We start from the raw sequence: 20,409 nt of genomic DNA, 5'->3' as shown, positions 1-20,409 counted from the left end.
GGCATGCTACTGGCGCTGGCGCAATGGCTGCAGAATGACGCAAGCTTCTTGCGCGTGTTCAGTTATCTGACGTTTCGCGCGGTGATGGCGACCATCACCGCGTTGTTGATCGGGCTCGTCTGCGGCCCGGCGGTCATTCGCAAGCTGACTGCGATGAAGGTCGGCCAGGCCGTTCGCAAGGACGGCCCCCAAACTCACCTCGTCAAATCGGGCACGCCGACGATGGGCGGCGTGCTGATCCTGCTCGGCATCGCCGTGGCCACGCTGCTGTGGGCCGATCTGACCAACCGCTTCATCTGGATCGTGATGCTCGTCACGTTCGGCTTCGGCGTGATCGGCTGGGTCGACGATTACCGCAAGGTCGTCCACAAGGACCCGCGCGGCATGTCGTCGCGCGAGAAGTATTTCTGGCAATCGGTGATCGGCTTGTTCGCGGCGGTTTATCTCGCGTTCAGCGTGTCCGAGGCGAGCAACGTGCGCGTGTTCGACCTGTTCATGGCGTGGGTGCGCAGCGGTCTGTCGATGGGCCTGCCCGCGCGCGCCGACCTGCTGCTGCCGTTCTTCAAGTCGATGACCTATCCGCTCGGCGTGTGGGGCTTCATCGTGTTGACGTACCTGGTGATCGTCGGCGCGAGCAATGCGGTGAATCTGACCGACGGCCTCGACGGCCTCGTGATCATGCCGGTCGTGCTGGTCGGCGCGTCGCTCGGCGTGTTCGCGTACGTGATGGGCAGCTCGGTCTACTCGAAATACCTGCTGTTCCCGCACATCCCCGGCGCAGGCGAATTGCTGATCTTCTGTTCGGCGATGGGCGGCGCGGGTCTTGCGTTTCTTTGGTTCAACACGCACCCGGCGCAGATGTTCATGGGCGACGTCGGCGCGCTCGCGCTCGGCGGCGCGCTCGGCACGGTCGCGGTGATCGTGCGTCAGGAAATCGTGCTGTTCATCATGGGCGGCATTTTCGTCGCGGAAACGCTGTCGGTGATGCTGCAGGTCACGTGGTTCAAATACACGAAGCGCCGTTACGGCGAAGGGCGGCGGCTCTTCAAGATGGCACCGCTGCATCACCATTTCGAATTGTCGGGCTGGAAGGAAACGCAGGTGGTCGTGCGTTTCTGGATCATCACGTTGATGTTGTGCCTGTTCGGTTTGTCCACGCTCAAATTGCGTTAAGCAGCAGTATTTAAGGAAGCAGGCGATGTTCGGCGAGAAGTTTCGGGATCGGCAAAAGCCGATGGTGCTCGTGCTGGGACTGGGTGAATCCGGTCTCGCGATGGCGCGCTGGTGCGCCAGGCACGGCTGTCGGCTGCGCGTGGCCGATACGCGCGAAGTGCCGCCGAATCTGTCCGCGCTCGAAGCGCATGGCGTCGATGCCGATTTCGTCGGCGGTCCGTTTTCGCCGGTGCTGCTCGAAGGCGTCGAGCTGGTCGCGATCAGCCCGGGACTGTCGCCGCTGGCCGCCGATCTGCTGCCGCTGGTCACGGCGGCGCGCGAGCAGGGCATCCCGGTGTGGGGCGAACTCGAACTGTTCTCGCAGGCGCTGCGCACGCTCGGCGAGTCCGGCTACGCGCCGAAGGTGATCGCGATCACCGGCACGAACGGCAAGACCACGACGACGAGTCTCGCCGGCTTGCTGTGCGAACGCGCGGGCAAGAAGGTCGCGGTGGCGGGCAACATCAGCCCGTCGCTGCTCGACAAGCTCTCCGAAGCGATCGACCAGACCGCGCTGCCCGACGTGTGGGTGCTCGAACTGTCGAGCTTTCAGCTAGAGACTTCGAATACGTTTACGCCGGACGCGGCCGCCGTGCTCAACATCACGCAGGATCATCTGGACTGGCACGGCGGACTCGATGCGTACGCAGCCGCGAAGGGCCGCATCTTCGGTACACGGACGGTGCGCGTGCTGAACCGCGACGACGCACGCGTGATGGCGCTCGCGCCCGCCAGCGGCGACGCGGAGGTCGTCACGTTCGGCGTGACCGAGCCGAAGAACGACGGTGACTATGGCCTCCTGCGCGACAGCGGCATGGTGTGGCTCGTCGAAGCGCAAGATCGCGACGCGAGCGACGAGTCCCCCAAGGGGACTTCCTTCGGGGCGCCGACGCCGAAGCGCCGTCGCAAGAACGAAGCAGCCGCAACGCCCGACATCGCGTCGAAGCGTCTGATGCCCGCCGACGCACTGCGCATCCGTGGCCTGCACAACGCCGCCAACGCGTTGGCCGCGTACGCGCTCGCACGCGCGATCGGCCTGCCCGGCGCGCCGCTTTTGCACGGCCTGCGCGAATATCGCGGCGAGCCGCATCGCGTGGAACTGATCGCGTCGATCGACGGCATCGACTATGTGGACGACAGCAAGGGCACCAACGTCGGCGCGACGGTCGCCGCGCTCGACGGTCTCGCGCAGCGCGTCGTGCTGATCGCCGGCGGCGACGGCAAGGGTCAGGAGTTCGAGCCGCTCGCCGCACCGGTGATGCGCTGGTGCCGCGCGGTGATGCTGATCGGCCGCGACGCGCCACAGATTCGCGCGGCGCTCGAACATTGCGGCGTCGCGATGACCGATCACGCGACTCTTGAAGACGCGACGCGCGCGGCCACCGCGCTTGCGCAGCCCGGCGACGCGGTGCTGCTGTCGCCCGCGTGCGCGAGCTTCGACATGTTCAAGGGTTACGCACACCGCGCGGCGGTATTCCGCAGCACGGTCGAAGATATCGCGGCCGAACGGGGGACGATGATATGAGCTGGTCGGAACGTTTCGGCTCGCGCGAACCCTCCGGCGGCAACGGCGCCGCGGCGCGCACGTCCACCCGCACGGGCGGCAGCGGTCTCGCGAGCGCGGTCAACGGCGTGCGGCCGCTGCGCTCGCGCATGCTCGACTACGACCACTCGCTGCTGTGGGTCGTCGTCGCGCTGCTCGGGCTCGGCGTCGTGATGGTGTACTCGGCGTCGATCGCGATGCCCGATTCGCCGAAGTACGCGTCGTATCGCGATTGGGCGTTCCTCGTGCGCCAGCTCATCTTCGTGCTGATGGGCGCGGCGGTCGGCGTCGCGTCGTTCCGCATTCCGATTTCGACGTGGGACAAGTACGCACCGAAGCTCTTCCTGATCTCGCTCGTCGCGCTCGTGATCGTGCTGATCCCGCACATCGGCAAGGGCGTGAACGGCGCGCGCCGCTGGATTCCGCTCGGCATCACGAACATGCAGCCGTCGGAAATCATGAAGCTCGCGGTGACGATCTACGCGGCGAACTACACGGTGCGCAAGCAGGAATACATGCACAGCTTCGCCAAGGGCTTTCTGCCGATGGCCGTCGCGGTCGGTCTCGTCGGCATGCTGCTGCTGCTCGAGCCGGACATGGGCGCGTTCATGGTGATCGCGGCGATCGCGATGGGCGTGCTGTTCCTCGGCGGTGTGAACGGCAAGCTGTTTGGCGGCCTCGTCGCGACCGCGGTGGGCACGTTCACGTTGCTGGTGTGGGCGTCGCCGTGGCGTCGTGAGCGGATCTTCGCCTACCTCGATCCGTGGGACGATCGCTACGCGCAGGGCAAGGCGTATCAGCTGACGCACTCGCTGATCGCGTTCGGGCGCGGCGAGTGGTTCGGCGTCGGTCTCGGCGGCAGCGTCGAGAAGCTCAACTATCTGCCGGAAGCGCATACCGACTTCATTCTCGCGGTGATCGGCGAGGAGCTCGGTTTCGTCGGTGTGCTCGTCGTGATCCTGATGTTCTACTGGATCGTGCGCCGTTCGTTCGAGATCGGCCGCCAGGCGCTCGCGCTCGATCGCACGTTCGCGGGTCTGGTCGCGAAGGGCGTCGGCATATGGTTCGGCGCGCAGACCTTCATCAACATGGGCGTGAACCTCGGCCTACTGCCGACCAAGGGCCTGACGTTGCCGCTCGTCAGTTACGGCGGCTCGGGCATTTTGTTGAACTGCGTGGCGATCGCGGTGCTGATGCGGGTCGACTATGAAAATCGTGTGTTGATGCGCGGGGGCAAGGTATGACGGCTCTGCCACAACGCACGCTGATGGTGATGGCCGGCGGCACCGGGGGACACGTGTTCCCGGGGCTCGCGGTCGCCCATCTGATGCAGGCGTGGGGCTGGAAAGTCGTGTGGCTCGGCAACCCCGCGGGCATGGAAGCGACGCTGGTACCGAAGCACGGCATTCCAATGGAGTACCTGCGCTTCGGCGGCGTGCGCGGCAAAGGCCTGAAGACCAAGCTGATGCTGCCGGTGAATCTGCTGCGCGCGTGCACGCAGAGTTTGAGCGTGCTGCGTCGCGTGAAGCCCGACGTCGTGCTCGGCATGGGCGGCTACATCACGTTCCCGGCCGGTCTGATGACCGCGCTGAGCGGCCGGCCGCTCGTGCTGCACGAACAGAATTCGATCGCCGGTCTCGCGAACAAGGTGCTTGCAAAACTCGCGAAGCGCGTGCTGGTCGCGTTTCCAGATGCACTGCCCCACGGCGAATGGACCGGTAATCCGATTCGCGAGGAACTTGCGCGGGCGAATCCACCCAAAGCACGCTACGCGCAGCGTAATGGTCCGCTGAACATGCTCGTCGTGGGCGGCAGTCTCGGCGCCGCGGCGTTGAACGAAGTCGTGCCGCGCGCGCTCGCGCTGCTTGGCTCCAACGAGAGACCGCGCATCGTGCATCAGGCGGGCGCGAAGCATATCGACGCTCTGCGCGAGAACTACGCGGCGGCTGGTTTGCAGGCTGGTGCGGACGTCTCGCTCGTGCCGTTCATCGACGACATGACGAGCGCTTACCAAGCAGCCGATCTGGTGATCTGCCGCTCGGGCGCGATGACCGTGTCGGAGATCTCGGCGGTCGGCGTCGCGGCGCTGTTCGTGCCGTTCCCGTACGCGGTCGACGATCACCAGACCACTAATGCAGCGTTCCTCGCCGACAACGGCGCGGCGCTGGTCGTGCAACAACGCGATCTGTCGGCGGAAAAGCTCGCCGACTGGTTGCGCAGCCAGACGCGGGAAAGTCTCGCGGAAATGGCGGAGCGTTCGCGCTCGCTCGCGAAACCGGATGCCACCGAACAGGTCGCGCAGATCTGCGCGACGGTGGCGGCTGCGGGTTCGATGGCGGGCGTGAGCCCAGAAGGAAAGCAATGAAACACATCGTCAAACACATTCATTTCGTCGGCATCGGCGGCGTGGGCATGAGCGGCATCGCCGAAGTGCTCGTCAATCTCGGCTATCAGGTGAGCGGCTCGGACCTGTCGGGCAACGCGGTCACCGAGCGCCTCGCCGGGCTCGGCGCGCGCATTTCGATCGGGCACGCGGCGGAGAACATCGAAGGCGCGAACGCGGTGGTGGTGTCGACCGCGGTGCGCAGCGACAACCCGGAAGTGCTGGCCGCGCGTCATCGCCGCATTCCGATCGTGCCGCGCGCGGTGATGCTCGCGGAGTTGATGCGTCTGAAGCAGGGCATCGCGATTGCCGGCACGCACGGCAAGACCACGACCACGTCGCTGGTCGCGAGCGTGCTCGCCGCGGGCGGGCTCGATCCGACCTTCGTGATCGGCGGCCGGCTGATCAGCGCGGGCGCGAATGCGCGCCTCGGCACGGGCGACTTCATCGTCGCCGAGGCGGACGAATCGGACGCGTCGTTCCTGAACCTGTTCCCGGTGATCGAGGTCATCACGAACATCGACGCCGATCATATGGACACCTATGGTCACGACTTCGCGCGTCTGAAGCAGGCCTTCATCGAATTCACGCACCGTTTGCCGTTCTACGGCATCGCGGTGCTGTGCGTCGACGATCCGAACGTGAAGGAGATCCTGCCGTTCGTGTCGAAGCCGATCATCCGCTACGGTTTCGCGGCCGATGCGCAGGTGCGCGCGGTCAACGTCGAAGCTCGCGAAGGCCGCATGCATTTCACCGTGATGCGCGAAGACGCGGCGCCGCTCGACGTCACGTTGAACCTGCCGGGCGAGCACAACGTGCAGAACGCGTTGGCCGCAATTGCAATTGCGACTGAACTCGAAGTGAAAGATGCCGATATCCAGCGAGCGCTCGCGGATTTCAACGGCGTCGGCCGACGCTTCCAACGCTATGGCGAAGTGCCGGTTCTCAGCGACGGCCAGGCCGCGGGCTCCTACACGCTGGTGGACGACTACGGTCACCACCCGGTCGAAATGGCCGCCACGTTGGCGGCGGCGCGCGGCGCATTTCCGGGCCGGCGTCTGGTGCTGGCGTTCCAGCCGCACCGCTTCACGCGCACGCGTGATTGCTTCGAGGATTTCGTGAAAGTGCTGTCGACCGTCGACGCGCTCGTGTTGACCGAAGTCTATGCGGCCGGCGAAGCGCCGATCGTCGCCGCCGACGGCCGCGCATTGGCGCGCGCGCTGCGCGTCGCGGGCAAGGTCGAGCCGGTGTTTGTCGATACGGTGGATGAAGTGCCGGACGCGCTGTCCGCGGTGGTGCGCGACGGCGATGTGTTGATTACGATGGGCGCGGGTTCGATCGGCGGTGTGCCGGTTCGACTCGCTCAGGAACAGAAGGTGTGAGATGAGCAGTATCGACCCTAAACAATTCGGCAAGGTGGCAGTGCTGCTCGGCGGTAATTCCGCCGAGCGCGAGGTGTCGCTCAATTCCGGGCGCCTGGTGTTGCAAGGCCTGCGTGACGCGGGCGTCGACGCGCATCCGTTCGATCCGGCCGAGCGTCCGCTGTCCGCGTTGAAGGATGAAGGCTTCGTGCGCGCGTTCAACGCGCTGCATGGCGGTTACGGCGAGAACGGCCAGATCCAGGGCGCGCTGGATTTCTATGGCATCCGTTACACCGGTAGCGGCGTGCTCGGCTCGGCGCTCGGTCTCGACAAGTTCCGCACCAAGCTCGTGTGGCAGCAGCTCGGCATTCCGACTCCGCCGTTCGAAGCGGTGCTGCGCGGTGACGACTACGAAGCGCGCGCCAAGGAGATCGTCGCGAAGCTCGGTCTGCCGCTGTTCGTGAAGCCGGCGAGCGAAGGTTCGAGTGTCGCCGTGATCAAGGTGAAGAGCGCGGATGCGCTGCCGGCCGCGTTGATCGAAGCCGTGAAGCACGACCGTATCGTCGTGGTCGAGAAGAGCATCGAAGGCGGCGGCGAATACACCGCGTGCATCGCCGGCAATCTGGACCTGCCGGTGATCCGCATCGTGCCGGCCGGCGAGTTCTACGACTACCACGCGAAGTACGTCGCCAACGACACGCAGTATCTGATTCCGTGCGGTCTCGGCGCCGAAGAGGAAGCGCGCCTGAAGGTGCTCGCGCGCCGCGCGTTCGATGTGCTCGGCTGCACCGACTGGGGCCGCGCGGACTTCATGCTCGACGGCGAAGGCAAGCCGTACTTCCTCGAAGTGAATACGGCGCCCGGCATGACCGATCACTCGCTGCCGCCGAAAGCGGCGCGCGCGGTCGGCATCAGCTATCAGGAACTGGTGGTCGGCGTGTTGGCGCTGACGCTGCAGGATTAACCAAGGCAACCGCAAGCGACACCATGTGGAACAACGTTCGCCAGCTCAATCTCGCCACCAACGCGTTGCACGCGTTGCTGGTGCTCGTGCTGCTGGCGGCGGGCGGTTACTGGCTGATCCAGCGCCCGAATTTCGCGCTGCGCGAGATCCAGATCGACGGCGATACCGAGCACATCAATTCGCCGACGGTACGCGCCGGCGTGGTGGGGCGACTGAAGGGCAACTACTTCACGGTCGATCTCGACGCCGCACGGCAGGCGTTCGAGCAGATGCCGTGGGTGCGTCACGCGAGCGTACGGCGCGTGTGGCCGAATGCACTGGCTGTCACGCTCGAGGAGTACAAGCCGCTTGGGACGTGGGGCAGCGATCAGCTGGTGAGCGTCGACGGCGAGCTGTTCACCGCGAATCAGGGCGAGCTCGACGGAGACCTGCCGGCGTTCGACGGCCCGGACGGTACGGCGAAGGAAGTCGTCGCGCGTTATCACGACTTCCAGAAGTGGTTCGCGGCGATCCACGAGACGCCCGAGGAAGTGACGCTGTCGCCGCGCTACGCGTGGACGGTGAAGCTGTCGAACGGCACGCAGGTGGAGTTGGGCCGCGAACGCAATCAGGACACGCTGGCCGATCGCAGCAAGCGCCTGACCGCGGCATGGAGCGCGGTGACGCAACGTTGGGGAAAGGATATCGAGAATGCGGACTTGCGCTATCCGAACGGTTTCGCGATTCGTGCCACTGGCATGCGCTTCATCAGCGAACCCGACAAGGGCAAGAAGTAAACGGACATCACACGCACTGAGCACGCTATGAGTAAAGACTATAAAGATCTGCTGGTCGCCCTCGACATCGGAACGTCGAAGGTAGTGGCCATCGTCGCCGAGTTGAAGGGCGAGGGTCACTACGAGGTGATCGGTCTCGGCCAGAGCGAATCGAAGGGGCTCAAGAAGGGCGTGGTGGTGAATATCGAAGCCACCGTGCAGTCGATTCAGCGCGCGCTCGAGGAAGCCGAGCTGATGGCCGACTGCAAGATCACGAACGTGTTCACCGGGATCGCCGGCAGCCATATCCGCAGCTTCAATTCGAGCGGCATGGTCGCGATCAAGGAGAAGGAAGTCACGCAGGCCGACGTCGCGCGCGTGATCGAAACCGCCAAGGCGATCAACATTCCGACCGACCAGCAGGTGCTGCATATCCTCACGCAGGAATTCATCATCGACGGTCAGGAAGACGTGCGCGAGCCGATCGGCATGAGCGGCATCCGCCTCGAAGTGAAGGTGCATATCGTGACCGGTGCCGTGAGCGCGGCGCAGAACATCGTCAAATGCGTGCGTCGCTGCGGCCTCGAAGTGAACGACCTGATTCTGCAGCCGCTCGCGTCGTCGCTCGCAGTGCTGACGGAAGACGAAAAGGAACTGGGCGTGGTGCTGGTCGACATCGGCGGCGGCACGACGGACATCGCGATCTTCAGCGAAGGCGCGATTCGCCACACGGCCGTGATTCCGATCGCCGGCGACCAGATCACGAGCGACATCGCGATGGCGCTGCGCACGCCGACGCCGGATGCCGAGGACATCAAGGTCGACTACGGCATCGCCAAGCAGGCGCTCGCCGATCCGGACGAGATGATCGAAGTGCCGGGTCTCGGCGAGCGCGGTCCGCGCACGCTGTCGCGCCAGGCATTGGCGGCCGTGATCGAGCCGCGCGTCGAAGAACTGTTTTCGCTCGTGCAGCAGGTGGTGCGCGAGTCGGGTTATGAGGAACTGCTGAGCTCGGGCGTCGTGCTGACGGGCGGCGCGTCGATGATGATCGGCATGGTCGAGCTCGGTGAGGACATTTTCCTGAAACCGGTGCGCATCGGCGTGCCGGAGTATGCGGGCGGTCTCGCCGACGTCGTGCGCAATCCGCGCTATTCGACGGCGATGGGTCTGCTCGTCGAAGGACGCTCGCAGCGCATGCGCGGGCGCAAGGTTGCGGTGCAGTCGGGGTCGATGGGACAGGTGTTCTCGCGCATGAAGGACTGGTTCCTCGGCAACTTCTGACCACGGGTTTCGAGAAATTCGCGCTGGTGCCGGCGGCCGGCGCGCGACAGGGGGTTGCCCGATCTCCTGCCGGATAACGCCGAGTGGCGGTAACTTTTTATCTTGACGGAGGCAACATGGAATTCCAGATGCTGGAAACCGAAACGAGCGGCACGATCATCAAGGTCGTCGGAGTCGGTGGCGCTGGCGGCAATGCCGTTCAGCACATGATCAACAAAGGCGTGCAAGGCGTCGACTTCATCGTGATGAACACGGACGCGCAGGCGCTGTCGCGTTCGCGCGCCACCGCGGTGATCCAGCTCGGCAACACGGGTCTGGGCGCGGGCGCCAAGCCGGAAATGGGGCACGCCGCCGCTGAAGAAGCACGCGAGCGTATCGCCGACGCACTGCGCGGCGCGCACATGGTGTTCATCACCGCCGGCATGGGTGGCGGTACCGGCACGGGCGCGGCACCGGTCGTCGCGCAGATCGCGAAGGAAATGGGTATTTTGACCGTTGGCGTCGTCAGCAAGCCGTTCGAATTCGAAGGCGGCAAGCGTATGCGCGTGGCGGAAGCCGGTTCGCAGCAACTGGAGGATCACGTCGACTCGCTGATCGTCGTGCTGAACGACAAGCTGTTCGAGGTGATGGGCGACGACGCCGAGATGGACAAGTGCTTCCAGTGCGCTGACGACGTTCTGAACAACGCGGTCGCGGGCATTGCGGAAATCATCAACGTCGACGGTCTCGTCAACGTCGACTTCGAAGACGTGAAGACCGTGATGGGCGAGCAGGGCAAGGCGATGATGGGCACGGCGACGGTTGCCGGCGTCGATCGCGCGCGTCTTGCGGCCGAACAGGCCGTCGCGAGCCCGCTGCTGGAAGGCGTCGATCTGTCGGGCGCGCGTGGCGTGCTGGTCAACATCACGTCGAGCCGTTCGCTGCGTCTGTCGGAAACGCGCGAAGTGATGAACACGATCAAGAGCTATGCCGCGGAAGATGCCACGGTGATCTTCGGCGCCGTGTACGACGACGCGATGGGCGACGCGCTGCGCGTGACGGTCGTCGCGACGGGCCTCGGCCGCGCGGCGAAGAAGCAGCAATCTGCACCGATGACGCTGCTGCGCACCGGCACCGACAACCAGCCGATCGGCGCGATGACGCATGCGGCGTACGCACCGGCGGCAGGCCACGCCAGCACGGCCGACTACGGCGCGCTCGATACGCCGGCAGTGTGGCGCACCTCGCGCGACACGGCGGCCTCGCACGTGCAGGCGCTGCAGGAAAAGGGCGTCGATACGTACGACATTCCGGCATTCCTGCGCAAGCAGGCGGACTGAGCGCACGGGCAGGCTTCGTTGCCGCGTTGCGAGTAAGGTCGCAGATGCAGCGCTGGCGGACGAACGCACGAGCGTGGCGGGTGAACGGCAAGCAGGTCGCTTATCGTCTGATTCGCGGCAGGGGCAACTGCCCTCTGCGGATTCGCGAAGCGGACGAAGTGGCTGCCGCCGAACGGCGTTGGCTTATAGTTGAATGGGCCGAACCGAAATTCACTGCGACACGAGGACGTGCGAGCGTGCTTCGCATCGATGCAAAGGACTGAGCATGATCAAGGAAGGTGAAAAGTTGCCCGACGCGACGCTCTTCGAGTACGTCGAAGACGACCGGGCGGGCTGCACGATCGGACCGAACAGTTTCGACGTGCACGAGCAGACGGCGGGCAAGCGCGTGGTGATCTTCGGATTGCCCGGCGCGTTCACGCCGACCTGTTCGGCCAAACATGTACCGGGCTATGTCGAGCATGCCGAGCAGTTGCGCGCTGCCGGCATCGACGAAATCTGGTGCGTGTCCGTCAACGACGCGTTCGTCATGGGCGCGTGGGGACGCGATCAGCACACCTCGGGCAAGGTGCGCATGATGGCGGACGGTAGTGCGGCTTTCACACGGGCGCTTGGTCTGGAGCAGGATCTGTCGGCGCGCGGCATGGGGATCCGTTCCCTGCGCTACGCGATGGTGATCGACGACGGCGTGGTCAAGACGCTGAATGTCGAGGCTGCCGGCAAATTCGAAGTCAGCGATGCAGCGAGTATTCTCGCCACGTTGAGCTAGTTGCTGACGTCGCACCTTCGCCGCGACCCTGCGCTTATGCCGCGTGGCGTTACGGCAACGGTGATTACGACGCTTTTGTGACAGGCCGTTACGCGGGCCGATGACCGGAAACGCCTCCGTTCCGGGGCATCGGCCCGTCACGCTTTCCGTCGGGGAGCCCAGTGGGTAATGCAGCGAAACAGATTGTCACGTTCCCCGCAAAGACGCTGGTCTGGGGATTGGAGTATAATTCGCGCTATGAAATAAAAAATCCTGATTGGGATTTTCAATCGAACAGAATGCCACCATGTTGAAGCAGCGCACAATTAAATCGATCGTCAAGACTGTCGGCATCGGGCTGCACTCCGGCCGTAAAGTCAATTTGACGCTCCGCCCGGCGGCGCCGGGCACTGGCATCGTTTTTTCGCGCGTGGATTTGCCCACGCCGGTGGACATTCCTGCGTCGGCGCTGGCGATTGGCGATACGCGTCTGGCTTCCGTGTTGCAGAAAGACGGCGCGCGCGTGTCGACCATTGAGCATCTGATGTCCGCCTGCGCCGGTCTTGGCATCGACAATCTTTACGTCGACGTCACCGCCGAGGAAATCCCGATCATGGATGGCAGTGCGGGTTCGTTCGTGTTCCTGATCCAGTCGGCGGGTATCGAAGAGCAGAACGCGCCGAAGAAATTCATCAAGGTCACGAAGCCGGTCGAAATCCGTGACGGCGACAAGTTCGCGCGCCTCGATCCGTACTTCGGTTTCAAGCTCAAATTCACGATCGACTTCCGTCACCCGGCCGTGGACAAAACCGGTCAGGCGTTGGAAGTGGATTTCGCCAACACGTCGTACGTGCGCGAAATCGCGCGTGCCCGCACGTTCGGCTTCGCGCACGAAGTGGAAATGATGCGTGAGCTTGGCCTCGCGCGCGGCGGCAGCATGGACAACGCGATTGTGCTCGACGAGTATCGCATCCTGAACAACGACGGCTTGCGTTACGACGACGAGTTCGTCAAGCACAAAATGCTCGACGCCATCGGCGACCTGTACGTGGTCGGCCACCCGCTGCTCGCGTCGTACACCGCGTACAAGTCGGGCCACGGTCTGAACAACGCGTTGCTGCGTGAGCTGCTCGCGCACGAAGACTCGTACGAAATCGTCACTTTCGACGACACGCAGAAGGCCCCGCGCGGCTTCGCGTACGAGACGCAGACCGCGTTCGCATAAAGCCAGCGTAACAGGCAAGCAAATGAAAAACGGCCCCTCGGGGCCGTTTTTTTTCGTCGAGCGTTCAGCGATTGCGCCGATGCCGCGCGGCCATGCGCGCGAGCGCCTCCTGCAACGGCGAAGGCTCAAGCGATTCGCTCAACGCCTGCAGTGCGGCGGCGCCCGCCGGCGTCATGCGCGCCTGTTTTACGGGCGGCGGTTCTTTCAGCGGCTGCGGCCGCACGCGAATCTTCAGCGCCTGCACGGGCCAGCCGCGCTGCTGCAAATCCGCCAGCAGCCGCGGCTCCAGATGCCGCAGACGCGCCGCGAGCGCGTTGTGCGCGGCGAACAGGGCCAGCACGCCCTCCTTGATGAAGCCAGGCTCGACGCTCGTCGCCAGATAATCGGGCAGCAGCTCGCGCAGATCCTTCTCGAGCGCGGCGATCTGCTCGACGCCTGCGCGCAGCGCAGCGAACGCGTCCGTGCGGCCGAGTACCTCGGCAAGCGGTTGCGGACGGCGCCGATCGAACTGCTTCGGCGGCCTTGAAAAGGACGAAAAACGGCTCATGTTTGGGATTGACGACGTGAGCTCGCCCCATGCGCGCTCACGCCGCGATTGTACCGCGCGGGCAGCTTGCGAAGTCGGTCCGCGCCGCGCCGGAGGTTGCCGGGCGGGCCTGGCGGAGGCCGGCGCCGTCACGCCTGCGACACGAGCGCGGCCGGAGGCGCGTGCTAAAATGCCCGATTCGAATTCACACTTGGACTAAGCCGCCGAGGACTTTCCGACCCAGGCGCGGTATGCGCATAGTGCATACCGCGAGCCAGCCGAAGCCGCGACGCAGACACCGATCCGATGACCACCGGTTTTCTACAGAAGATTTTTGGCAGCCGTAATCAGCGGCTAGTCAAGCAATATCAAAAGACCGTCGCGGCGATCAATGCGCTCGAGCCGCAGATCGAGCAATTGACGGATGACCAACTGCGCGCCAAAACGGGTGAATTCCGCCAGCGCGTCGCGAGCGGCGAATCGCTCGACAAGATCCTGCCGGAAGCGTTCGCGGTCTGCCGCGAGGCCAGCAAGCGGGTGCTGAAGATGCGCCACTTCGACGTGCAGCTGATCGGCGGTATGGCGCTGCACTACGGCAAGATCAGCGAAATGCGCACCGGCGAGGGCAAGACGCTCGTCGCGACGCTGCCGGTCTACCTGAACGCGCTGTCGGGCCGCGGCGTCCACGTGGTCACGGTCAACGACTACCTCGCGCAGCGCGACGCCGAATGGATGGCGCGTCTCTACAACTTCCTCGGTCTGTCGGTCGGTATCAACCTGTCGCAGATGGAGCACACGGCGAAGCAGCAAGCCTACGCCGCCGACATCACCTACGGCACCAACAACGAATTCGGCTTCGACTACCTGCGCGACAACATGGTCTACGAGACCGACGCGCGCGTGCAGCGTAGCCTGAACTTCGCGGTCGTCGACGAGGTGGACTCGATCCTGATCGACGAAGCGCGTACGCCGCTGATCATCTCCGGCCAGGCCGAAGATCACACCGAACTCTACGTGCGCATGAACGCGTTGCCGCCGCTGCTCGAGCGCCAGATCGGCGAAGAGAAGGCGGACGGCACCGGCGTCGAGAAGCCGGGCGACTACACGCTGGACGAAAAAGGCCGTCAGGTCTTCCTGACCGAGTCGGGCCACGAAAAGGCCGAGCGCCTGCTCTCCGAGTGGGGCCTGATCGGCGACGGCGAAAGCCTGTACGCGCCGCAGAACATCACGCTGATGCACCACGTGTACGCGGCGTTGCGCGCGCACACGCTGTTCTTCAAGGATCAGCACTACGTCGTGCAGAACGGCGAAGTGATCATCGTCGACGAATTTACCGGCCGTCTGATGGCCGGCCGCCGTTGGTCTGACGGTCTGCACCAGGCGGTCGAGGCGAAGGAACATGTGAAGATCCAGAGCGAGAACCAGACGCTCGCATCGATCACGTTCCAGAACTACTTCCGCATGTACGCGAAGCTGGCCGGCATGACCGGCACGGCCGACACCGAAGCATACGAATTCAACGAGATCTACGGTCTCGAAACGGTCGTGATCCCGACCAACCGTCCGCCGAAGCGGATCGACAAGCAGGATCAGATCTACAAGACCGCGAAGGAACGCTACGACGCGGTGATCCGCGACATTCGCGAGTGCTTCGAACGAGGTCAGCCGGTGCTGGTTGGCACGACGTCGATCGAGAACTCGGAGCTGCTGTCGCATCTGCTGAAGCAGGTCAGCTTGCCGCACGAAGTGCTGAACGCGAAGCAGCACGCGCGCGAAGCGGAGATCGTCGCCGAAGCGGGCCGTCCGCAGCGCGTCACGATCGCGACCAACATGGCCGGCCGTGGTACGGACATCGTGCTCGGCGGCAACGCGGAGAAGCAGGCGTCGTTCATCGAGCAGGACGAAACGCTCGCCGCCGACGAAAAGCAGCGCCGCATCCAGAAGCTGCACGACGAATGGCAGACGCTGCACGACCAGGTGAAGGCCGCGGGCGGTCTGCACATCATCGGCACCGAACGGCACGAGTCGCGCCGGATCGACAACCAGCTGCGCGGCCGTGCGGGCCGTCAGGGCGACCCGGGTTCGTCGCGCTTCTATCTGTCGCTGGAAGATCCGCTGCTGCGCATTTTCGCGGGCGACCGCGTGCGCGCGATCATGGACCGCCTGAAGATGCCGGAAGGCGAGGCGATCGAAGCGGGCATCGTGTCGCGCTCGATTGAATCGGCGCAACGCAAGGTCGAGGCGCGCAACTTCGATATTCGTAAGCAATTGCTCGAATACGACGACGTATCGAACGACCAGCGCAAGGTGATCTACCAGCAGCGCAACGAACTGCTCGAAGCGAACGACATCACCGAGACCATCAGCGCGATGCGTCACGGCGTGGTCGGCGACATCGTGCATCAGTTCGTGCCGGTGGGCAGCATCGAAGAGCAGTGGGACGTGCCCGAGCTCGAGGAAGTGCTGCGCAACGAATGGCAGCTCGACCTCGCGATTCAGGAAATGATCAACGAGTCGAACTCGATCAGCGCGGAAGAGATTCTCGAAGCGGTCGAGGCCGCCGCGGACGAAGGGTACGAGGCGAAGGTCCAGTTGGTCGGCCGCGAATCGTTCAGCGCGTTCGAGCGCTCGATCATGCTGCAGACGCTCGACCGCGCGTGGCGCGAGCATCTGGCCGCGCTCGATCATCTGCGTCAGGGCATCCATCTGCGCGGCTATGCGCAGAAGAACCCGAAGCAGGAATACAAGCGCGAGGCGTTCGAACTGTTCGCCGCGATGCTCGACGCCGTGAAGCTCGAAGTCACGCGCATCGTGATGAACGTGCAGATCCAGTCGCCGGAGCAGCTGGAAGCGGCCGCGGAGCAGATGGAAGAGCAGGGCGGTCATCTGGAGAACGTCGAGTTCCGTCATGCCGAGTTCGCGGAAGCCGGCGCCGCCGCGCCGGTCGCGGCCGAAGCGGCCACCGCCGCGATGATCGGCGACGCGATGAGCCACGGCCACGGCGCAGCGCCGCAGGCGGCCGTGCACATGAATGCCGACAACGTGCCGAAGGTCGGCCGCAACGACCCGTGCCCGTGCGGCAGCGGCAAGAAGTACAAGCAGTGCCACGGCAAGATCGCCTGATGGCGATGCGGCGCGCTTCCGGGCGCGCCGTGTCGTTTTTAAGCGCCGTTTGGCCGTTTTGATTTCGCGGGTGACCCGGCAACACACCCGGGTCATCAGTTCCGTTTCCCCGATGCCGGCGTCCGCCGGCATTTTCTTCGACAGGTCGCGACCATGGCTGTCAACTTTCCCTCGATCGATCCCGCTCAACTCCACCCCGTCGCCGGCGTCACGCTAGGCTGGGCGGAAGCGAATATCCGCAAACCGAACCGCAAGGACGTGCTCGTCATTTCCGTCGACGAAGGCGCGACGGTAGGCGGCGTGTTCACGCAGAACCGCTTCTGCGCGGCGCCCGTCACGGTCTGCCGCGAGAACCTGCAGCGCGTGCGCGCGGGCGGCAAGCCGATTCGCGCGCTGGTGATCAACACCGGCAACGCGAACGCGGGTACCGGTGAGCCGGGCCTCGCCGCGACGCGCGAAACCTGCGCGGAACTCGCGCGTCTAGCCGACATCGTGCCCGAGCAGGTGCTGCCGTTCTCGACGGGCGTGATTCTCGAACCGCTGCCGGTCGATCGTCTGAAGGCGGGCTTGCCGGCCGCGCTCGCGAACCGCAAGGAAGCGAACTGGTACGACGCGGCGCAGTCGATCATGACGACCGACACGCTGCCGAAGGCGAGCTCGCGCCAGGTCACGATCGACGGTCACACGGTCACGCTGACCGGCATCAGCAAGGGCGCCGGCATGATCAAGCCGAACATGGCGACCATGCTCGGCTTCCTCGCGTTCGACGCAGCCGTCGCGCAGCCGGTCCTCGACGAGCTCGTGAAGCACGTCGCGGATCGCTCGTTCAACTGCATCACGATCGATGGCGATACGTCGACCAACGATTCGTTCATCCTGATCGCGTCGGGCAAATCGAGCCTGCCCGCGATCACGTCCACCGATTCGCCCGCTTATGCAGCGCTGCGCGACGCGGTGACCGAGGTCGCGCAGAACCTCGCGCAACTGATCGTGCGCGACGGCGAGGGCGCGACCAAATTCATGACCGTGCATGTCGAAGGCGGCTCGAGCGTCGGCGAATGCCGCCAGATCGCCTACGCGATCGGCCACTCGCCGCTTGTCAAGACGGCCTTCTATGCATCGGACCCGAACCTCGGCCGTATTCTCGCGGCCATCGGCTATGCCGGCGTTGACGATCTCGACGTCGGCAAGATCGATCTGTATCTGGACGACGTGCTGGTCGCGACTGCCGGCGGACGCAACCCGGCCTACCGCGAAGAAGACGGCCAGCGCGTGATGAAAAAAAGCGAGATCGGCATTCGCGTCGTGCTCGGCCGCGGTAATGCGCAAGCCACGATCTGGACCTGCGATCTGTCGCACGACTACGTGAGCATCAACGCCGACTACCGCTCGTAATCAGCTTCAAAGCGCGGCCACGGGCCGCCTACTCACCATGGACAAACTCGAACAGTTTCTGAACCGGGCCGAAGCCGTGCTCGGCCGCCTGGAAGCGATGCTTCCGCCCGCCGCGCCGGACATCGACTGGTCGGCCGCGGTCGCTTTCCGCTGGCGCAAGCGCCAGGGTCGCGGCTACTTGCAGCCGGTGCATGCCATTTCGCCGATCACGCTCGACGACTTGCAGAACATCGATCGCCAGAAGGGGTTGATCGAACAGAACACGCGCCAGTTCGTGCGCGGTCAGCCGGCCAACAACGTGCTGCTGACGGGCGCGCGCGGTACCGGCAAGTCGTCGCTGATCAAGGCGTGCCTGAACGCGTATGCGAAAGACGGCCTGCGCCTGATCGAAGTGGACAAGGACGATCTGCACGACCTCGGCGACATCGTCGATCTGATCGCGAAGCGGCCGGAGCGCTTCGTCGTGTTCTGCGACGACCTGTCGTTCGAAGAAGGCGAGTCGGGCTACAAGGCGCTGAAGGTCGCGCTCGACGGCTCGGTGGCCGCGCAGTCCGACAACGTACTGATCTATGCGACGTCGAACCGCCGCCATCTGCTGCCCGAGTACATGAGCGACAACGAGACGTACAAGCACACTTCGGACGGCGAGATTCATCCGGGTGAACTGGTCGAAGAGAAGATTTCGCTGTCCGAGCGTTTCGGGCTGTGGGTCAGCTTCTATCCGTTCAAGCAGGACGACTACCTGACGATCATCGCGCACTGGCTGCGCCATTTCGGTTGCGACGACGCCGAGATCGAATCGGCGCGCGGCGATGCGCTCGTGTGGGCGCTCGAACGTGGCTCGCGCTCGGGACGGGTCGCATGGCAGTTCGCGCGCGACTGGTCCGGCCGTAAGACGCCGGCATGAGCGACGCTAACAAAAGCGCCGGCAATAGCGTCGGCAATAGCGTCGGCAATAGCGTCGGCAATAGCGTCGGCGCCAACGGCGCTGGCCGTCCGGTCACCGAAGTCGCGGTCGGCGTGCTGGTGCAGCCGGATGGGCGCTATCTGCTCGCGCAGCGTCCGACGGGCAAGCCGTACGAGGGCTACTGGGAGTTTCCGGGCGGCAAGCTCGAAGCGGGCGAATCGGTCGAGGCCGCGCTCGCGCGCGAGCTGCACGAGGAGCTGGGAATCGAGGTCGAGGCGAGCCATCTGTGGCATACGCTCGAACACGATTATCCGCACGCCTATGTGCGCCTCTTCTTCTGCAAGGTGACGCAGTGGTCGGGCGAGCCGCACGGGCGTGAGGGCCAGGCCTTCGTCTGGCAGAGCTTGCCTGCGGATGTCTCGCCGTTGCTGCCGGCCACGATCCCGGTGCTGGAGTGGCTCGCGGCTGAGAAGAAATGATTGATTGAAGGCAGTGATTGAAAAAGCCACGCGGTAGCGGGCGCTGTATCGGCAGCGCCGGTTCGTGTGGCTTTTTTACTGACTCGCTCAGTGCGGGTTGTAGTCGCCGCGCGGCGTTTCCTCTTCGGACGAAGATCCTTCCTGTTCGTTGCCGCCAATCCTGTATTTTTCGGCGGCCCATGCGCCCAGATCGATCTGTTTGCAGCGCTCGGAGCAGAACGGACGGAAGCGGCTCTCGGAGGTCCAGCGGACATCTTTACCGCAGGTAGGACATTTGACGACGGTAGGCATACGGTCGGACGGTCAATCGCAAACGGAACAAGTAACGAATATAGGGCTATTTCGCGCCGGTTCAAAGGCGCGTTCGGTCAAATCCGGTGTGCGCTGCTCAATGCGGCGGTGATTGACAGGCGATTACAGGCTGCAGAGCGTGAGTTGGAACGGCACGTCGACGTCGACCGCGCGCGGCCGCAGATCGCCGTCCTGCACCGTAAAGCGCACCCACAGCATGTACTTGTTGGCGCTCGCTTCGGGAATCACGCGCAATTCGGGAGCGACGCGAACCTGCATCAATTGATACGAGCGGCCCGACAGCATTTGCTGATAGCTGCCTTGCATCGCCATCACCTTCGACGCCTGGCCCGACTCACGCGCGAGCCGCAGCACGATGGTGGCCGCGTCGCGCAGCGGCAAAAGCGGTGTCACCCACTTGGCGATGTCCTGGCGACGCTGATCGGGATGCAACTGTTGCCACGCGTAATACGAGGGCAGGTCGAATTTGCAGGTACCACCGGGGATGATTGCGCGGCTGCGAATGCTCGCGAGCCACTCGTTGTCTGCAAGATGCTGGCCGGTCTTGCCTTGCATCTGCGTGAGCCCCGCAAGCGTCTGCTCGATTTCGCCGAGCACCGCTTCGAGCGCGTTCTGCTCGATGCCCGGATTGCCGCGAAATGGCGCGAGCGTTTGCCGCTGCCGCTCGAGCTCTTTCATCAGATCCGATTTCAGATCCGCGCGGCCCGCCACTTCGGAGATTTCGAACAGCGTTGTCAGTGCGACGTGATGTTCCCGCGCGTCTTCCTGAGTCAGAAAGAACGTGAAGCGCTCGAACAGATCTTCGAGCCGCAACAGCGTCCGGATTCGCTCATTGAAGGGGTACTCGTAAAGGATCAAGCGGGCTCGCCTCGGGCG

The 20,409-nt window shown here is 64.4% G+C and carries 18 protein-coding genes; 15 read left to right on the top strand and 3 right to left on the bottom strand.

Features of this window, described 5'->3' with window-relative positions; translation table 11 throughout:
- The first annotated feature begins 3 nt into the window (after window positions 1–3).
- The 11 genes from mraY to lpxC all read left to right on the top strand — a co-directional run bounded on the left by mraY (window position 4) and on the right by lpxC (window position 12,791).
- A complete protein-coding gene (mraY, locus tag HWY30_RS29950) occupies window positions 4–1,173 on the top strand; it encodes a phospho-N-acetylmuramoyl-pentapeptide-transferase (RefSeq protein WP_090801969.1) in 1,170 nt (389 codons plus the stop codon).
- A gap of 25 nt (window positions 1,174–1,198) precedes the next feature.
- Window positions 1,199–2,737, top strand: a complete 1,539-nt coding sequence (gene murD / locus HWY30_RS29945; RefSeq protein ID WP_090801968.1) for a UDP-N-acetylmuramoyl-L-alanine--D-glutamate ligase — start codon at window positions 1,199–1,201, stop codon at window positions 2,735–2,737.
- Window positions 2,734–3,999: a putative lipid II flippase FtsW gene (ftsW, locus tag HWY30_RS29940; RefSeq protein ID WP_090801966.1), complete on the top strand. Its 1,266-nt coding sequence runs from the start codon at window positions 2,734–2,736 to the stop codon at window positions 3,997–3,999. Before murD ends, ftsW begins: the two co-directional genes overlap by 4 nt.
- Window positions 3,996–5,120 (top strand): undecaprenyldiphospho-muramoylpentapeptide beta-N-acetylglucosaminyltransferase, encoded by a 1,125-nt coding sequence (gene murG / locus HWY30_RS29935; RefSeq protein WP_090801965.1) that lies wholly within the window; start codon window positions 3,996–3,998, stop codon window positions 5,118–5,120. The genes ftsW and murG overlap by 4 nt, the downstream gene beginning before the upstream one ends.
- On the top strand, window positions 5,117–6,520 hold the full coding sequence (gene murC, locus HWY30_RS29930; protein WP_090801963.1) for a UDP-N-acetylmuramate--L-alanine ligase: 1,404 nt from the start codon (window positions 5,117–5,119) through the stop codon (window positions 6,518–6,520). The genes murG and murC overlap by 4 nt, the downstream gene beginning before the upstream one ends.
- Before the next feature lies 1 nt (window position 6,521).
- Complete coding sequence (locus tag HWY30_RS29925) at window positions 6,522–7,463, top strand: D-alanine--D-alanine ligase (RefSeq protein ID WP_090801962.1); 942 nt, start codon at window positions 6,522–6,524, stop codon at window positions 7,461–7,463.
- Window positions 7,464–7,486: 23 nt separating this feature from the next.
- A complete protein-coding gene (locus HWY30_RS29920; RefSeq protein WP_090801961.1) occupies window positions 7,487–8,239 on the top strand; it encodes a cell division protein FtsQ/DivIB in 753 nt (250 codons plus the stop codon).
- 27 nt (window positions 8,240–8,266) lie between these two features.
- Window positions 8,267–9,499, top strand: coding sequence for a cell division protein FtsA (gene ftsA / locus HWY30_RS29915; protein ID WP_008921172.1), 1,233 nt, complete (start codon window positions 8,267–8,269; stop codon window positions 9,497–9,499).
- Between the two features lie 116 nt (window positions 9,500–9,615).
- Window positions 9,616–10,818 carry a cell division protein FtsZ gene (ftsZ, locus tag HWY30_RS29910; protein WP_090801959.1) on the top strand — a complete coding sequence of 401 codons (1,203 nt, stop codon included), beginning with the start codon at window positions 9,616–9,618 and terminating at the stop codon, window positions 10,816–10,818.
- Between the two features lie 265 nt (window positions 10,819–11,083).
- On the top strand, window positions 11,084–11,587 hold the full coding sequence (locus HWY30_RS29905) for a peroxiredoxin (protein ID WP_090801956.1): 504 nt from the start codon (window positions 11,084–11,086) through the stop codon (window positions 11,585–11,587).
- A 286-nt stretch (window positions 11,588–11,873) separates the two neighbouring features.
- The gene (gene lpxC, locus HWY30_RS29900; protein WP_090801955.1) at window positions 11,874–12,791 is read left to right on the top strand and encodes a UDP-3-O-acyl-N-acetylglucosamine deacetylase; all 918 of its coding nucleotides are present in this window, start codon (window positions 11,874–11,876) and stop codon (window positions 12,789–12,791) included.
- Window positions 12,792–12,855: 64 nt separating this feature from the next.
- Here the strand turns inward: lpxC and HWY30_RS29895 are convergent, their stop codons facing one another.
- The gene (locus tag HWY30_RS29895; protein ID WP_090801953.1) at window positions 12,856–13,338 is read right to left on the bottom strand and encodes a DciA family protein; all 483 of its coding nucleotides are present in this window, start codon (window positions 13,336–13,338) and stop codon (window positions 12,856–12,858) included.
- A 285-nt stretch (window positions 13,339–13,623) separates the two neighbouring features.
- On the opposite strand from HWY30_RS29895, the gene secA reads away from it, so the two are divergent.
- The 4 genes from secA (at window position 13,624) to HWY30_RS29875 (ending at window position 19,221) form a co-directional block, all read left to right on the top strand.
- On the top strand, window positions 13,624–16,440 hold the full coding sequence (gene secA, locus HWY30_RS29890) for a preprotein translocase subunit SecA (RefSeq protein WP_090801952.1): 2,817 nt from the start codon (window positions 13,624–13,626) through the stop codon (window positions 16,438–16,440).
- Between the two features lie 153 nt (window positions 16,441–16,593).
- Entirely contained in the window at window positions 16,594–17,835 is a 1,242-nt protein-coding gene (gene argJ, locus HWY30_RS29885; protein WP_090801950.1) for a bifunctional glutamate N-acetyltransferase/amino-acid acetyltransferase ArgJ, read from the top strand.
- A gap of 37 nt (window positions 17,836–17,872) precedes the next feature.
- Window positions 17,873–18,742: an ATP-binding protein gene (locus tag HWY30_RS29880; protein WP_090801949.1), complete on the top strand. Its 870-nt coding sequence runs from the start codon at window positions 17,873–17,875 to the stop codon at window positions 18,740–18,742.
- Window positions 18,739–19,221, top strand: a complete 483-nt coding sequence (locus HWY30_RS29875) for an NUDIX domain-containing protein (protein WP_244145065.1) — start codon at window positions 18,739–18,741, stop codon at window positions 19,219–19,221. The genes HWY30_RS29880 and HWY30_RS29875 overlap by 4 nt, the downstream gene beginning before the upstream one ends.
- An 87-nt stretch (window positions 19,222–19,308) precedes the next feature.
- On the opposite strand, the gene yacG is transcribed toward HWY30_RS29875, so the two are convergent.
- Window positions 19,309–19,512 carry a DNA gyrase inhibitor YacG gene (yacG, locus tag HWY30_RS29870; protein WP_090801947.1) on the bottom strand — a complete coding sequence of 68 codons (204 nt, stop codon included), beginning with the start codon at window positions 19,510–19,512 and terminating at the stop codon, window positions 19,309–19,311.
- 123 nt (window positions 19,513–19,635) lie between these two features.
- A complete protein-coding gene (zapD, locus tag HWY30_RS29865; protein WP_008921182.1) occupies window positions 19,636–20,391 on the bottom strand; it encodes a cell division protein ZapD in 756 nt (251 codons plus the stop codon).
- Between the last annotated feature and the right edge of the window lie 18 nt (window positions 20,392–20,409).

Origin of the sequence: Paraburkholderia tuberum STM678 (assembly GCF_902833905.1) — a bacterium.
In the GTDB taxonomy this organism is placed as follows: domain Bacteria; phylum Pseudomonadota; class Gammaproteobacteria; order Burkholderiales; family Burkholderiaceae; genus Paraburkholderia; species Paraburkholderia tuberum.
Note: the sequence above shows the minus strand (reverse complement) of the source record. Positions and strands in the feature narration are given on the sequence as shown.

What these genes read in the sequence shown, in the direction of transcription:
- mraY (WP_090801969.1), top strand. Translation starts at nt 4, where the DNA reads ATGCTACTGGCGCTGGCGCAATGGCTGCAGAATGACGCAAGCTTCTTG.
- murD (WP_090801968.1), top strand. Translation starts at nt 1,199, where the DNA reads ATGTTCGGCGAGAAGTTTCGGGATCGGCAAAAGCCGATGGTGCTCGTG.
- ftsW (WP_090801966.1), top strand. Translation starts at nt 2,734, where the DNA reads ATGAGCTGGTCGGAACGTTTCGGCTCGCGCGAACCCTCCGGCGGCAAC.
- murG (WP_090801965.1), top strand. Translation starts at nt 3,996, where the DNA reads ATGACGGCTCTGCCACAACGCACGCTGATGGTGATGGCCGGCGGCACC.
- murC (WP_090801963.1), top strand. Translation starts at nt 5,117, where the DNA reads ATGAAACACATCGTCAAACACATTCATTTCGTCGGCATCGGCGGCGTG.
- HWY30_RS29925 (WP_090801962.1), top strand. Translation starts at nt 6,522, where the DNA reads ATGAGCAGTATCGACCCTAAACAATTCGGCAAGGTGGCAGTGCTGCTC.
- HWY30_RS29920 (WP_090801961.1), top strand. Translation starts at nt 7,487, where the DNA reads ATGTGGAACAACGTTCGCCAGCTCAATCTCGCCACCAACGCGTTGCAC.
- ftsA (WP_008921172.1), top strand. Translation starts at nt 8,267, where the DNA reads ATGAGTAAAGACTATAAAGATCTGCTGGTCGCCCTCGACATCGGAACG.
- ftsZ (WP_090801959.1), top strand. Translation starts at nt 9,616, where the DNA reads ATGGAATTCCAGATGCTGGAAACCGAAACGAGCGGCACGATCATCAAG.
- HWY30_RS29905 (WP_090801956.1), top strand. Translation starts at nt 11,084, where the DNA reads ATGATCAAGGAAGGTGAAAAGTTGCCCGACGCGACGCTCTTCGAGTAC.
- lpxC (WP_090801955.1), top strand. Translation starts at nt 11,874, where the DNA reads ATGTTGAAGCAGCGCACAATTAAATCGATCGTCAAGACTGTCGGCATC.
- HWY30_RS29895 (WP_090801953.1), bottom strand. Translation starts at nt 13,338, where the DNA reads ATGAGCCGTTTTTCGTCCTTTTCAAGGCCGCCGAAGCAGTTCGATCGG.
- secA (WP_090801952.1), top strand. Translation starts at nt 13,624, where the DNA reads ATGACCACCGGTTTTCTACAGAAGATTTTTGGCAGCCGTAATCAGCGG.
- argJ (WP_090801950.1), top strand. Translation starts at nt 16,594, where the DNA reads ATGGCTGTCAACTTTCCCTCGATCGATCCCGCTCAACTCCACCCCGTC.
- HWY30_RS29880 (WP_090801949.1), top strand. Translation starts at nt 17,873, where the DNA reads ATGGACAAACTCGAACAGTTTCTGAACCGGGCCGAAGCCGTGCTCGGC.
- HWY30_RS29875 (WP_244145065.1), top strand. Translation starts at nt 18,739, where the DNA reads ATGAGCGACGCTAACAAAAGCGCCGGCAATAGCGTCGGCAATAGCGTC.
- yacG (WP_090801947.1), bottom strand. Translation starts at nt 19,512, where the DNA reads ATGCCTACCGTCGTCAAATGTCCTACCTGCGGTAAAGATGTCCGCTGG.